The 14,107-nt window shown below is 32.0% G+C and carries 10 protein-coding genes and 1 pseudogene; 9 read left to right on the forward strand and 2 right to left on the reverse strand.

Going from position 1 to position 14,107, the window contains the following annotated elements:
- Positions 1–57 precede the first annotated feature (57 nt).
- Together ACFO5T_RS12550 and ACFO5T_RS12555 are read right to left on the reverse strand one after the other, a co-directional pair.
- Positions 58–162 (reverse strand): annotated as a pseudogene (locus tag ACFO5T_RS12550) (transposase); the annotation flags it as partial.
- Positions 163–469: 307 nt separating this feature from the next.
- Positions 470–1,483: a helix-turn-helix transcriptional regulator gene (locus ACFO5T_RS12555; RefSeq protein ID WP_380034909.1), complete on the reverse strand. Its 1,014-nt coding sequence runs from the start codon at positions 1,481–1,483 to the stop codon at positions 470–472.
- A gap of 452 nt (positions 1,484–1,935) precedes the next feature.
- Between ACFO5T_RS12555 and ACFO5T_RS12560 the strand changes: the two genes are divergently transcribed.
- The 9 genes from ACFO5T_RS12560 to ACFO5T_RS12600 all read left to right on the forward strand — a co-directional run bounded on the left by ACFO5T_RS12560 (position 1,936) and on the right by ACFO5T_RS12600 (position 13,872).
- Positions 1,936–3,270, forward strand: a complete 1,335-nt coding sequence (locus ACFO5T_RS12560; RefSeq protein ID WP_380034912.1) for a reverse transcriptase domain-containing protein — start codon at positions 1,936–1,938, stop codon at positions 3,268–3,270.
- Positions 3,270–4,040 carry a hypothetical protein gene (locus ACFO5T_RS12565; RefSeq protein ID WP_380034915.1) on the forward strand — a complete coding sequence of 257 codons (771 nt, stop codon included), beginning with the start codon at positions 3,270–3,272 and terminating at the stop codon, positions 4,038–4,040. Before ACFO5T_RS12560 ends, ACFO5T_RS12565 begins: the two co-directional genes overlap by 1 nt.
- A 70-nt stretch (positions 4,041–4,110) precedes the next feature.
- Entirely contained in the window at positions 4,111–5,460 is a 1,350-nt protein-coding gene (locus ACFO5T_RS12570) for an ATP-dependent DNA helicase (RefSeq protein ID WP_380034918.1), read from the forward strand.
- A 423-nt stretch (positions 5,461–5,883) separates the two neighbouring features.
- Positions 5,884–7,749, forward strand: a complete 1,866-nt coding sequence (locus tag ACFO5T_RS12575) for an AAA family ATPase (RefSeq protein WP_380034921.1) — start codon at positions 5,884–5,886, stop codon at positions 7,747–7,749.
- Positions 7,749–8,696 carry a hypothetical protein gene (locus tag ACFO5T_RS12580; protein WP_380034924.1) on the forward strand — a complete coding sequence of 316 codons (948 nt, stop codon included), beginning with the start codon at positions 7,749–7,751 and terminating at the stop codon, positions 8,694–8,696. Before ACFO5T_RS12575 ends, ACFO5T_RS12580 begins: the two co-directional genes overlap by 1 nt.
- 60 nt (positions 8,697–8,756) lie before the next feature.
- On the forward strand, positions 8,757–9,233 hold the full coding sequence (locus tag ACFO5T_RS12585) for a hypothetical protein (RefSeq protein ID WP_380034926.1): 477 nt from the start codon (positions 8,757–8,759) through the stop codon (positions 9,231–9,233).
- A complete protein-coding gene (locus tag ACFO5T_RS12590; protein ID WP_380034929.1) occupies positions 9,230–11,266 on the forward strand; it encodes a type I restriction-modification system subunit M in 2,037 nt (678 codons plus the stop codon). The genes ACFO5T_RS12585 and ACFO5T_RS12590 overlap by 4 nt, the downstream gene beginning before the upstream one ends.
- Positions 11,266–12,528: a restriction endonuclease subunit S gene (locus tag ACFO5T_RS12595; RefSeq protein WP_380034932.1), complete on the forward strand. Its 1,263-nt coding sequence runs from the start codon at positions 11,266–11,268 to the stop codon at positions 12,526–12,528. The genes ACFO5T_RS12590 and ACFO5T_RS12595 overlap by 1 nt, the downstream gene beginning before the upstream one ends.
- Before the next feature lie 3 nt (positions 12,529–12,531).
- A complete protein-coding gene (locus ACFO5T_RS12600) occupies positions 12,532–13,872 on the forward strand; it encodes an ATP-binding protein (RefSeq protein ID WP_380034935.1) in 1,341 nt (446 codons plus the stop codon).
- The last annotated feature ends 235 nt before the right edge of the window (positions 13,873–14,107 follow it).

Raw genomic sequence — 14,107 nt, forward strand, 5'->3', positions numbered from 1 at the left:
AGTGTAGATTGTGCATTACAATACACGCAAGATTTTATATCAGAGGAGAGTAAGAACTTTGGAAATTCCTAGTTCTCTGGATATATCGCTTACAGATCTTCCTTGTTCATTTTCCTTAAGAGCTTTGATAATCTGACTCTCGCTAAACTTGCTTGTTTTCATTGTGACAGTTTGAATTTAAAGTTAGTAAATTCGAATTAACAACTGTCCTATTTTTAGGGAAGCCTACAATTATAACTCGTCTAGAACAAAACTTGAGAGAAGAGCTTAAACCGTGGGTAGGGAAGCAATGATTAATTATACAAGAAAGAAGTTATGTTGAAAATTCTTTTATAATCTTTTTCTTTAGTTTTAATTCATAAGGATTATATGAAGAGTTGCAAGAATTTATTTCATTATGAACGTCGCTAAATAAAAATTCATATACCTTTTTGAAAATTTCGAATAATGAAGTAAAATCAATAATTGGTTACCTGAGATAAGCCAGTTTGGAATCATTTAAGGTTTGAATGATTTCATTTCTTAGGTCTTTTGGCTCTAAAACTTGAAGTCCGCTCCCATAGGATAAAATTACCTTCTTGAGTTCATAGTTTGGGATAACTTCAATTGAAAATGTATAGGTGCCATCTTGTTCCTCTATTTTCTTTTGTGAACCATGCAAAGGCTTGGTCTTAATATAAGGGGCTTGTGCTGAAGTAGCTTGTAATATAATCTTAGTTAATGTTTGATCTTTAGGCATTGTAACGCCTATTATATCATCAAAGTACTCCTCAAAATCAATTAACTGGCTATTGTCAAATTTTATTGAGCTGTGTTCAATTCTTTTAATTCGATCTAAGGCTAAATTTGTTAAATTATCAAAACCATTATTTTTTCCAATAGCAAACCAACGATTATTATATTGTTTTAAGTGGTAAGGATGGAAATCGATTTTCTGCTCCGTATTACTTTGAAATGATTGATAACTAACGTTCAAGCATTGTTCATTTTGAATTGCCTTAAATAAAATAGATATATACTCAGTGCCGGTAAGAAATTCATTGCTATCAAAGCTTATAATTTCTTGATTTTGCTCAGTTAATTTGAAAGTCTTATCTAGCTTAGGTATAATTTCATTTATCCATTCGAATTGAGGTAATCCTTTGAAACGACTTAACACTAACATAGCAGATTTAAGTTGTTCAGCTTCATTTTCATTGAGTGGTTGATTGTTGATTGAAAAAGAAGCATCTTCATAAGTGTAAAAAACTCTTCTACCTTCTTTCGTTTTTTTTAAAGGAATTGACCAACCTTGATCAGATTCCATAAAATTAATGTCGTCATACAATTGTCTTTTTTTAATTCCTTCGGTATTACCGTCAAATTCGTATAGAGATGCGTTACATGCCTTTAACATATCTTCAATAAAGAAACGTTTACCAGTATTTCGAAAACATTTATCTAACGTTTGATATCTTATTATAGCGTGTTTATTTGTAGACATAATTTGAACCTGTTGTTTTATACTTACAAAAGTAAATAATTAGTGTGCATTGGTCGCGCACAAGATATTTCTTTGATTTTTCTAAATTAAAACCTCTTTCTTTTAATAGTTATTAAAAGGATTATTACTTTTCGCTAGTCTAATAAGTTATCTGAATTGATGCAAATAGACTGCACTGTATATATTCATATTTGCAGTGTTCTTTGAAATAACCGAAACCTAAATATTGATTTTCCTATTCTTATGAATAGGTCTTCTGCTGTATCGGCAGATAGTTGCGACTTGTCGCAACATAATGTCTAAGATGTAATTTTCAGTATCCAATACTTTAAACAATCATATTAGTTTTATTTATTTATTATTTGATATTTATTTTAGAATTATAGCAAATACTATATTCTAAACATAAAGAAAGAATTAAAGGTTTCGGTTGATTTCAATTAATTCTTGATATGAAAATAAACCAAAAAAATAGAAATAAGATTGTAAAACTATTCAATAATATGAATAGTAAATCTGATTTTTTGATATTACTTAACTTTTCAAAAAGCTTGATTTATGGTAACAAGACGATTCCATTTACAGAGAAACAACTTAATTTCTATATTAACATAGATTTAGTCAGAAAGTCGAGGAGCATTCAAACCTATACAGTTTTTACAATTAAGAAGAAATCAGGAAAGACTAGAACTATCCACGCTCCAATTAAAGGTCTAAAAGAATTTCAAAAATGCTTAAACATTGTTCTAAGTGCGGTATATATGCCTCATAAGTCTGCATATGGATTTGTGCTGGATAAGTCTATAGTTGATAATGCTAGAAATCATATCAAGAAAAATTATGTTTATAATATTGATTTAAAAGACTTTTTTCCAAGTGTTGATGCCAGAAGAGTTTGGGGTAGGTTATTGACCAAACCTTTCAATTTAGGTTCTTCAGTTGGCAGGAAACAAATAGCAAATATGATTAAAGCTATTTGTTGCAATAATATGACTGTGGAGCGCTTAATTGATGAAGAATGGGTCACAGTTGAAACGTCAGTTTTGCCACAAGGTGCCGCAACATCGCCTATAATTACAAATGCAATTTGTGAAAAATTAGATATTCGCTTAACAGGATTATCCAATCGATTTGGGCTTGAATACAGCAGATATGCCGACGATATTACTTTTAGTAGTATGCATAATGTTTATGTAAATGAGAATGGAGAGAAGGAATCTATTTATGAAAAAGATAGTTCTTTTGATAAAGAGTTGAGGAGAATTATAAAATCTCAAAATTTTCATATTAATGAAAAAAAAGTACGCCTTCAAAAAAGAGGCTATAAACAAGAGGTGACAGGATTGGTTGTAAACGAAAAAGTAAATATACCCAGATTCTATATTAAGGAAATACGTCAATGGCTCTATGTTTGGGAAACTAAAGGTTATGATAAAGCATATGCTTTTTTCTTAAATAAATATTTGAGAAATAAAGGAGAATTGAAAAATGGTAAGCCAAGTATGCAACTGGTTATTGAAGGTAAGCTCTTGTATCTTAAAATGATAAAAGGGGAGAATAATCAATCCTTTAAAAAGCTGAAAAATCGTTTTGATGTGCTTTCAAATAATAGAGATGAAATAATACGTAAGGAATATATTGAGAAGAGTCCAGCTCTAATTCTCAAGGAGGAATTCTTACCCTATCAAATAAAGAAAAAATCAAATAGCAAAAATATAAGCACTATTATTGAAACTATTTTTAGCGACGGCTTAGAAAAAGCTATGGAGTTGTATAAACCGGAATAATGAGTCAAAAAAATAAAGAGTCTTTAGATAAATTACTTTCTTTTGTTATCGATATCTGCAATGATGATGATAATAAATGGTTTCGAGATAAATTAATAAATCGATTAGGAGGTAAATCGCAAGGAAGCCAACTTGATAATATTGAAAAATATTTAAAATTAGATGGTTTTGAAATTATTGACTATTCAGGCATTAAGAACGAAAGGGTAAGGGAACAATTATTTAGAGATTCAATCGAGATGTCCAGATATCGCTTGGGAAAGTTTAATAATAAAATTGATTTCGATGAATTTTGTAGATATGCTTGCCTTCAAGTAGAGGATTTATTTAATTATTTCTATCAAGAAAAATTTCAAAATGATATTGAAAAAGCAAATAATTTTATAATTAAACATTGGGCAACATTTACACCTCCTAAGAGCAGTAAAATTTCTGCCATATCTTTAAAGGCAAAAACGGTTGGTTTCATAAATGAATATGATTTTCAGTACACATCATTGGCTAGGACAATAGATTTTTTAATGGAGATCAGAAATGAATTAAGTCATAGAAATAGTTATAAGGAGAATGATGAGGATAATATATTGTCTTCTCTTGCTATTAAAAATATCAATGTAGCTAGTTCATATATAGATTTTATGAAGACTAATGCTCGAGATGTAAAGCTTTATAATAAAGGGAGATTTATTTATCTTAAGAGAAAGCAGGAGTATAACGAAATTATTGATGCTCTGGAGATTTTAAAAGAAGCAGTAATTCTTTTAACCTAACATACCTGCGCACTTACACTGCACAAATGTATTTCATATTTGTATCGTACAATAATTAAAGCGAAACATTATGAAGAATGCCATTACAATTTTAGACCACTTACAATTTGATTGTCCTACTGCTGAACAGAAAAGTGCATTGCTTGGTATGTCTGATTTTGTGAAGTCGGACAACAAAGATGACTTCTTCATCTTATGCGGAGCTGCCGGTACTGGTAAGACTTCAATAACTACCGCTTTAATAGGATACTTAAATTCTAAAGAAGTGGCTTACAATATCGCAGCACCAACAGGTCGTGCAGCGAGAATTTTGGGTAGAAAGTCCAAAACAATTAATAGTACAATTCATTCTCTAATTTATAACGTGAGATCAAATCCTAATACAGGACAAGTAAATTTTGTTTTAAAACAAAATGACCTAAAAGATTATAACATATATATCATAGACGAAGCTTCTATGATTGCGGCAAATGCATCCAATAATGCCAATAATATGTTTCAATCAAGTAATTCTTTATTGTCAGACTTGATACAATTTGTAAAAAGTGGCAATATTTTAAATAAGATAATATTTTTAGGAGATAAAAACCAATTACCTCCAGTTAATGAAAAGGATTCATTGGCTCTTTCTAGTAGTTATTTGAGGAACCATTTCAATTTGAAAGGTGAAGCTAAACTGCTTACGGAAGTCAAACGTCAAAAAGACGGCAGCTATGTTTTAAAAAATGCTGTGAGGCTGCGAGAAGGAATAGATGCACACTTAAAACATATTCCATTTGAAGGAATAAAAAAACTCTCTGTAGAAGATGCTGCCAGAAATTATGTTTCGGATTATAGAAATAATGGAGAAGACTCCATAATTTCTATAGGTACTACTCATAATATGAACAAAATGTTTAATAATAATGTGAGGTCTAAATTATACGGTAGAAACGCTAAGGTGATAGAAAATGAGGATCTGTTATTAGTTACTCAAACTTGGAAACGTAATGGTTTTAAATTATATAGTGGGGATCATGTAAAGGTTAAAAAGGTAGATCTCAATGCTATTGAAGAGGTAGCAGGTTTAAAATTTGTGCCAATTCAATTAATCTCAAAAAATCTTGAAGGCTGTGAGGAAATTATAGATGATTATCTGTTATTAGATGCTGTTAATAATCCTTCAGGTTTGAATATAAAGCAGGAGAACCACTTAAGACACGAACGCTTCAAAAAGAATAAAGTGTATCGAGAAAGTATGAAGCCCTGGGATGATCGATATGTTGGAGCTATAAGAATGACTTATGGACATTCTATCACTTGTAATAAAGCTCAAGGTGGAGAATGGGATAAAGTATTGCTGAACTCTTGGTATATGCCTACACTGAGATATCAATATACCGCTATCACAAGGGCTAAGGAAGAGGTTAGTTTTTATTAGGCGTATTAATCTCACAAACAATTAGTCATATATTATTTTTCATTTTAATGTTTGTAAGGTGCTACTGACAAAATTAGAATATTTATATTCGGATAATAAAATAAAAAATAATTAAGCGAAGTAAATTAAATAGTGTCCTTGCAATGCATACATCATAATCATATTTGCATTGTTGAAAGTTTTTATATTCTCAACACTGGTCAAGCATAGAGACCTCATATGAAACATTTATGCATAATTAAATTCTTTGCTATGAAAACACTTAAACTGATATTAACGATTGCTTCAGCAGCAATTCCTGTAGTGCTAGAGGTTCTTAATAAGGATAACTAGTCTGACCATAGCGACCAATTCGCTACATATTAAAAGAGTGGCAGTAACGGCTTGTCGCTCTCTTAATTAATATAGAATTTACAACACAAAATGGAAAATATAAAAATATCAAACTTTAGGAAGATTAAGGAAACTTGGGATCTTGATTTAGCGCCTGTGACATTTTTTACGGGAAAAAATAACTCTGGTAAATCTACAATTCTCAAATCTTTACTATTGTTAGAAGATTATATAAACTCGAATAATCACTTTGAACTTAATTTTAACGGGGAAAATGCAAAAAAGCATAAGATAGATTGCTATGACAATGCTATAAATAGAATAAATAAATCTCATTCACAAAAAGATTTATTCTTTGAATATACCAATAATGGTTTTTCAGTCTCATTATGGTTTCAACCAAATAGTGAAAAAGCTAATGGATCTGGTAGGTTAATGGGGTTGGATGTGGTGCGAGATGATAAAGCCAAGTTGTCTATTAGAAATAAAGGAGGATTTGAATATCAAATTGAATTTGATAACACGCTAATTGAAAGTAATAGTAAGTTAAAGAGTAATGATAAAAATTTGAAAGATTTAGCATTAGTTCATACTATAAAAAATTTATTAAGCGATGACCATCAGGAACTAGAAAAATTGAAATTGAGCAGGGAAGATATCAGAAATGAAATATCTTTTTTGAATTCTAAAATCGCTAACGATACTTTTGGCGAAGAACCTTCAAATCTAAGGTCACAATCTGATATATCATCAATAAGATTAAGTAAAGTTCTTAAGGACTTCAATCTGTCAATCGATACGGTAAAAGCATTTCTTAATTCGAAAGAAATTAAAATAAAAGGAAAGCCAACAGAAAAGATAGATATATCAACTTACAAAATCCTGAAAGGAGAATTTTCGTCCAACGCGGGAATAGAAAAAGACAAAAATTACAATGATATCAGAAGTAGGGTACTTGCTGAGAAATTAAAACTTCACAATCAAAAAATTATCTCACTCAATCAAGAAATTTTAGATTCTAAGAAGAAGCTTCGTATCGCGATTAAAAACTTAGAGAATAATGAATCCCTAAAAGAGGAAGCTATTGTTTATCGACCAAGTTTTTCTTTGGATGATTTTCATCCTTCAGAAAGAACTATTGAAAGAGTTTTAAGACGGGTACTGCAAAACTATTTAAGGGATAATGATAGGTCTATTAAATTAGAAGGAGTGAGAGGAGCTCTTTCTAGAGCATATAGGCTTGGGGATAGAATAAATACAGCTATGTTCTTTACAGTTGAACATTTGAGCCCTCATCGTAATAATCAAACAAGGCTTTATATTAATAGTGATAGTTCTACAGACATAAATTCAATAATAAAGGAAAACTCTAACAATCCAATTAATAAGAAAAGTAAAGCAGGAATGTTTCTCAAAAAGTGGATGGTAGAATTTGATATTGGGGATGATTATAAAATTACCCCTATTGATGGAGTTGCAGCAAAAATCGAAATTTTCGAAAATAAAAGTTGGTTCAATCTTGCTGACAAGGGCTTTGGCGCAGGACAGGTATTTTCAATTTTATTTAAAATTTCATTGTGCATAAATTATACAAGTAAGGATTCAAAGTTTAGATATAGTCAAAGACGACAACAGCTTATAGTAATTGAAGAACCAGAGGCTAATCTTCATCCAGCTTTTCAGCGTCGTTTAGCTGCAATGTTTTTAGATGCCAGTTCCCGTTTTGGTATTCAATTTATTATTGAAACTCATTCTGAATATTTAATAAGAGAGACTCAAAAACTTCATATTGATAATAAAAATACTTTTGGGGTTTACTATTTTGACGAAGATGAACCTTATCAGTTAAATTATAAACAGGATGGTAGTTTCGACAAAAACTTTGGAGATGGGTTTCTAGATGTTGTTGATGATATAGCCTTGGAAATGTTTCTAAAAAATAGCAAAGGAATATAATGGGGCCAAGAGTATATATAGAAGAAGAGTTTTTTAGTGCATTTAATAATTTTGAATCTGAACAAATTATGGGTAATGTCGATTCCTCTGCAGAAAATAAAAACCAGCTATTAAATATTCTGAACAATTCAGAAATTAACAGCGAAATACCAAAAAAGTATTTTATCAATTTACATAAAAAATTAAGTCAAAATTACAGACCTGATAACATCAAAGATTTAATTTTTTATAGGGCTTTCCGGAATCAAAATCTAAAAATTAAAGAATTAAATTTAGATTCTCCAAATTCAGTTTTTTTACTAGATAAATGTTTAAATGAGACAAAGTATATATGTGAAACTAACAATGTTATAGGTGTAAGTAAAGATTACAATTTTAAATTACCTATAATTCCAAAAACGTTTGCAAGTAAGGAGGTTGATAGAAATATGAATGGTATTGACTGCATTAGACACCGGTGTCGGAATGTTATTATTGTAGAGCCGTACTTGTTTCAAGACCAACATAACTTTGAGCCAAAAACACCAAACTTAATTAAGCTGCTCAAGGAGTTGTATTTGGATAATGACGAAACAAATTGCTATTTGTCAATAATTACAAATATGCAGAATAACGATGGTAAATTTAAATCAAAAATCAAGCAAATCATTGATGGTGTCGGGAATGCTAACCTTGAAGTTAGTGTATACGCACACAACGAAGGACTATTTAAAAATAATCGCCATTTCATAACAGATTATTGCATAATCGATGTTCAGCATCTGTTTGATAGAGATGAAGCCTCTATCTCGGCAAATTATTTATATGACGGGGATATTAGTTCAAATTTTCTTAGAGTCCAAAAACTTAGAGGTAAAATAATTAAATGCTTCAATGAAGATCCCGAAAAAATGGGTGTTTTCACAAAGAAATTTGGAAATATTTTAAATAACCCCTTATTTAAATAACTAGGCTTAAGTATAATTTAAGTAAAATACAGTAAGCACAGAATTAAATTAAAAATACCTATGGATAAGAGAACCTTAACGATGTCAGATTTTGCAACTAAAATTGATAAATATTTTAATGTATTTATTGAGTACTGTAATACATTTGATATAGAGTTATTTAATGATAGGTTTTTATCAAATCCCAGTATAAAATATTTGAGTAAAAGTACAGAGATAAAAGAAGAGTTAATTACTTACTTTAAACCTCTTAGGGATGAAATATTAGAATATCGCTATGATTATTATACTAAAAAATCTATACAAGATATCGCAAATATAACGGGAGCAGATAATTCGCGTATAATTTCTTATTTAGAGAGAATTAAAAGCTCATTTGATAAATCTGAGATTTCAGATTTATCTCCCTATGGAGATGTTACTGTAGAGACAAAAGTTAAACACATTAGTAGTTATAAAATTTTGAAAGACTTCCAAACACAAGAAAGACAACTAATCCTTCAAAATAAAATAACTGAAAGAAAACAAATAAAATGAGTACCACCAACACAAACAAAGTAGACGTAGGATTTATATGGAGAATCACAGACGATGTCCTACGTGATTCTTTTAAGAAAAATGAGATAGGAGATGTGTTACTACCATTTGTGGTGATACGCAGGCTGGATTGTATGCTTGAAAACGTAAATGAGAAAGTACGTAAAAGCTATAATGACTTTAAGGATAAAGTAAGCGAAGACAAGCTCGATCCTATTCTTAAAAAAGCAGCTGGTGGATTAACTTATTATAATACCTCTAAGCACACGCTTCATTCCTTAAAGGATGAGCCGCAATACATAGAGATCAATTTCAATAATTACCTCAATGGTTTTAATCTAGAGGTGCGTGATATTCTAGAGAGTTTTCAGTTTGATAAAGTCATAGCTCGATTGGTTAAAAACCGCTTGCTATATGAAATGATAGATGCCATTTGTAGGATTGATTTACATCAGGACACCATTGATAACCACAGTATGGGTTATGTGTTTGAAGAGTTGATACGTATTTCAAACGAGCAGTCTAATGAAACTGCTGGTGAGCACTTCACGCCTCGTGATGTAATTGCATTAATGAATGCTATTATTTTTACACCAGAGAAAGATGAGCTGTGCAAGTCTGGTATCATACGCACCATTTTTGATCCGGCTTGTGGTACAGGTGGTATGGTAAATCTAGGTAAGAATTATGTGCTGGACGAGATCTGTAAAAACTCTAATAACAAGCCCACGATGTTAACCTATGGTCAAGAATTGAACGAGCAATCTTGTGCCATTGCAAAGTCTGAAGCATTAATCTCTGGAGAAAACCCTCGTGATGTTAAACACGGTAACTCGTTTACAGATGATCAATTCCAAGGGAAGAAATTCCATTATATGATGGCAAATCCACCGTATGGGGTGACTTGGAAAAAGGATAAGAACTTTATAGAAAACGAAGCCTTAGATCCTAACGGTCGTTTTTATGCCGGTACACCACGTACTAGTGATGGACAATTGTTGTTTTTACAACATATGATTGATAAGATGGACGAGACTAACGGCTCTCGTATAGGTGTAGTCACTAACGGTTCTCCACTATTTACAGGAGATGCAGGTAGTGGCGAGAGCGATATACGTAAATGGATCATAGAAAACGACTGGTTAGAGTGCATCATTGCCTTACCTAAAGACCTGTTCTATAACACTGGGATCAATACATACATTTGGTTCTTAACTAATAAGAAGACTGAGGAGCGAAAAGGAAAAGTGCAACTCATTAACGGTAACGCTAGCGAAGTAGTAGGAACTAATGCAAAAGGAAAGGAAGAAACAGAATACCTATTTGCTAGATCTAATAAAAAGAGTCTAGGTAATAAGCGTAATGAGTTGACAGATGCTCATATCGCATCCTTACTAGACTTATATACTCGCTTTCGCGAAAGCGAACACAGCAAGATTTTTAATAACGATGATTTTGGCTTTTATCAATTAACCATCGAGCAACCCTTGTTAAGTAATGAGCAGATTGAAAACTTATTTGATGGTAACAAATACTTGAAAAGTGAGGAGTTAAAAAATAAAAATTTTAATGAGCTCACTGAATGGGTTGAGACTATTGAATTTTTTAAACAAAGTATTAAAGAAAAAAAGACAGTAACATTTCCTGATTTAGAAAAATTATCTCCTAAAGATTCTGACTATGAAAAAATTAGATTTGGAAAAATGACTTATGATGTTTCCAAATCTATAAAAGCAAGCGACTTAAAAGAGATTAAAGATATTCTTAAGAAAATTAGAAAACCAGACTCAAAAAAACGTGATAAAGAAAATGTACCGCTTACAGATGATATAGAAACCTATTTTACAAATGAGGTATTACCACACGTTCCAGAAGCCTGGATCGATTATGATAAAACACGTATAGGCTACGAGATTAATTTTACCAAGTACTTTTATGAGTATAAAGGCTTACAACCTGCTGCCCAAATTAAAGCAGAGATTGTAGATCTGGAAAAAGATATTACTGCACTTTTAAATGAACTGTTAGCCTAATGAAGACCTACGAAGCATATAAGGATGGAGATGGATTTTGGATTAAAAAAATACCAATACAATGGTCGTTTGGAAGTCTCAATCTTTTGGTGGATTTTGTAATGGGTCAAGCACCTCACTCCAGTTCCTATAATCAAGATGGAATAGGAGAAATTTTTATTAAAACAGGAGACTTTGGAAAAATTAGACCAACAGCAAAATGGTTCACCACTTCACCATTAGTTTATGGCAGTAAGGAGGATGTATTTATTTGTGTAGTAGGTGCAACTGCAGGAAAAGTGAATTTGGGATTAAATGGTACTATTTCAAGAAGTATAGCAGCTTTAAGGCCCAGAGATAAAGTTGTTCAGAGCTATTTATTCTATTTCTTAAGTTATAACTATATAAGACTAAATGATTCCTCTCAAGGCAGTGCTCAAGGAATTATAAACAAAGATATTTTATCGTCGATTAAGTTGCCTCTACCATCTTTAAAAGAACAAACCCAAATCGCCGCTTACCTAGACCACAAAACCCATATCATAGATGCGCTCATAGAAAAAAAGGAGCAGCTCATAAAAAAATTACAAGCACAACGCCAGGCCACCATTAACGAGGCAGTCACCAAAGGCCTCAACCCCAATGTCAAAATGAAAGACTCTGGCATCGAGTGGTTAGGTGAAGTTCCTGAGCATTGGGAAGTTGTCAAGTTGAAATATTTGGTTGACCATTCCACTGAAAAAGGAGATGGAGATTCTGAATTTAATATAGCCTTAGAGAATATTGAAAGCAAAACAGGTAAATTGATTTTTTCAGAATCCAAGAATTTTTCAGGAGAACTAAAGGTTTTTAAAAAAGGAAATATATTATTTAATAAGCTAAGGCCTTATCTTTCAAAAGTTTTACTAGCACCGAAAGATGGCGAATGTGTTTCAGAATTATTGGTTTTTGAAGCGATTGGGGACATCATTGATTCCAACTATTTGTTTCAAAAATTATCTTCTGAACAGATAATATCTATTGTTGACAGTAGTACTTATGGTGCTAAAATGCCAAGAGCAAGCATTGATTTTATCCTTAATCTTCCAATCCCACTACCGTCAAAAGAGGAACAGTTACAAATAGCCACTAAAATTGAGATTTATAAAAGCAGAATTTATGATTCAACTAAAGGGTTACAAAATTCAATCAAGAAACTAAAGTCCTATCGTCAGTCCATCATTAGTGAAGCGGTCACGGGTAAGATAGATGTGAGAGACTGGCAAGCACCGTCTAAAAATTAATCTATGGCAGAGAGTCAGCATACAGAGTGGAAAGAGTCCTGGCACGAGAAATATCTTAAATGGGTATCTGGCTTTGCAAATGCTCAAGGTGGTACGCTATTTATAGGTATAGATGATAATGGTGTTGTAAAAGGTATAAGCAATGCTCAAAAGTTACTAGAAGATTTGCCTAATCAAATACGTGATGTATTAGGCGTTATGCCAGCAGTCAACTTGCACACCAAAGATGGTTTAGACTATTTAGAAATAGTTGTGGAGCCCTACCCATTCCCTATAAGTTTGCGTGGTACATACTATTACCGTTCTGGCAGCACCTTACAAGAATTAAAAGGCGTTGCACTTACTAAGTTTTTACTAGAACGACAAGGGAAAAAATGGGATGCGGTTCCTGTGCCTCACATCACCATAGAAGATTTAAAAACTTCAACCTTTGATTTTTTTAAAGCCAAAGCTGCAAAGAGCGAGCGTTTATCTCAAGAAGATGTAGAAGGCACACCTCAAGAGTTATTAGAAAGTCTTAATCTATTTGTTGATGATGGTCAACTGTTCAAAAGAGCCGCTGTATTGTTATTTCATCCCAACCCAGAAAAGTACATTACAGGCGCATCTATTAAAATAGGTTTTTTTGAAAGTGATGATAATTTAAAATATCAGGATGAAGTAAAGGGCAATCTACTAGAGCAAGCTGAGGAAACCCTAGATTTATTAAAAACCAAATATGATACAGCAAACATCACTTATAATGAAAATGGCTCACGTCAAGAAAAATTTAGATTCCCACAAGACGCCATAAGAGAAGCTGTGTTAAATGCTATAGCACATAAAGATTATAGTAGCGGCATCCCTATTCAAATAAGTGTTTATAGCGATAAAATCATCATCTGGAATGAAGGCCAGTTGCCAGAAAACTGGACCATAGATCGATTAACTCAAAAACATCCATCTAAACCCTTTAATCCAGATGTAGCAAACACATTGTTTAGAGCAGGATACATAGAATCTTGGGGACGTGGGACTATAAAAATCATTAATGCGTGTAAAGCTCATAAAATAGCACCACCCATTTTTACTAACGTTGCACCAGACTTTGAAGTAACTCTAATCAATTATACTAAAGAAGCACTAGAGGCAAAAGGGCTCAAAGTAGCGTTTATAACTATTATTTTATATGTTCAGGAGCATCAGAGTATTTCAAACAGTATCGTACAAGATATATGTAAAGTATCAAAAAGAACAGCTACACGATATTTAACTGATTTAGAAGGTACGTATTTAGTAAAAAACGGGACCATTGGCTCAGGTACCACTTATATGTTAAAGGGGGACACCATTGAGCCAGAGTAAAGTAAATAATGGGGCCACCATTGGGACAAAATCAGATATTAAAACATCTTAACCTGTTTAAATAATTGATTTTTAATGTTTTGTGTGTTTCTTTATGGGGCCATTTAGTAATAGTAATGGGGCCACTATTGGGACAAAAAAGAATAAAAAGAATAAAAGAATAGTATAGGTGTACGACAAGATATAATACGTGACCACTTATTAATGATAGTATTACGCTTTCGCGAAAGCGTAA

Source organism: Dokdonia genika (assembly GCF_042652845.1).
Taxonomy (GTDB): Bacteria; Bacteroidota; Bacteroidia; order Flavobacteriales; family Flavobacteriaceae; genus Dokdonia; species Dokdonia donghaensis.

Coding starts and splice junctions, on each gene's coding strand:
- ACFO5T_RS12600 (WP_380034935.1), top strand. CDS start 12,532: ATGGCAGAGAGTCAGCATACAGAGTGGAAAGAGTCCTGGCACGAGAAA.
- ACFO5T_RS12570 (WP_380034918.1), top strand. CDS start 4,111: ATGAAGAATGCCATTACAATTTTAGACCACTTACAATTTGATTGTCCT.
- ACFO5T_RS12590 (WP_380034929.1), top strand. CDS start 9,230: ATGAGTACCACCAACACAAACAAAGTAGACGTAGGATTTATATGGAGA.
- ACFO5T_RS12560 (WP_380034912.1), top strand. CDS start 1,936: ATGAAAATAAACCAAAAAAATAGAAATAAGATTGTAAAACTATTCAAT.
- ACFO5T_RS12580 (WP_380034924.1), top strand. CDS start 7,749: ATGGGGCCAAGAGTATATATAGAAGAAGAGTTTTTTAGTGCATTTAAT.
- ACFO5T_RS12565 (WP_380034915.1), top strand. CDS start 3,270: ATGAGTCAAAAAAATAAAGAGTCTTTAGATAAATTACTTTCTTTTGTT.
- ACFO5T_RS12575 (WP_380034921.1), top strand. CDS start 5,884: ATGGAAAATATAAAAATATCAAACTTTAGGAAGATTAAGGAAACTTGG.
- ACFO5T_RS12555 (WP_380034909.1), bottom strand. CDS start 1,483: ATGTCTACAAATAAACACGCTATAATAAGATATCAAACGTTAGATAAA.
- ACFO5T_RS12585 (WP_380034926.1), top strand. CDS start 8,757: ATGGATAAGAGAACCTTAACGATGTCAGATTTTGCAACTAAAATTGAT.
- ACFO5T_RS12595 (WP_380034932.1), top strand. CDS start 11,266: ATGAAGACCTACGAAGCATATAAGGATGGAGATGGATTTTGGATTAAA.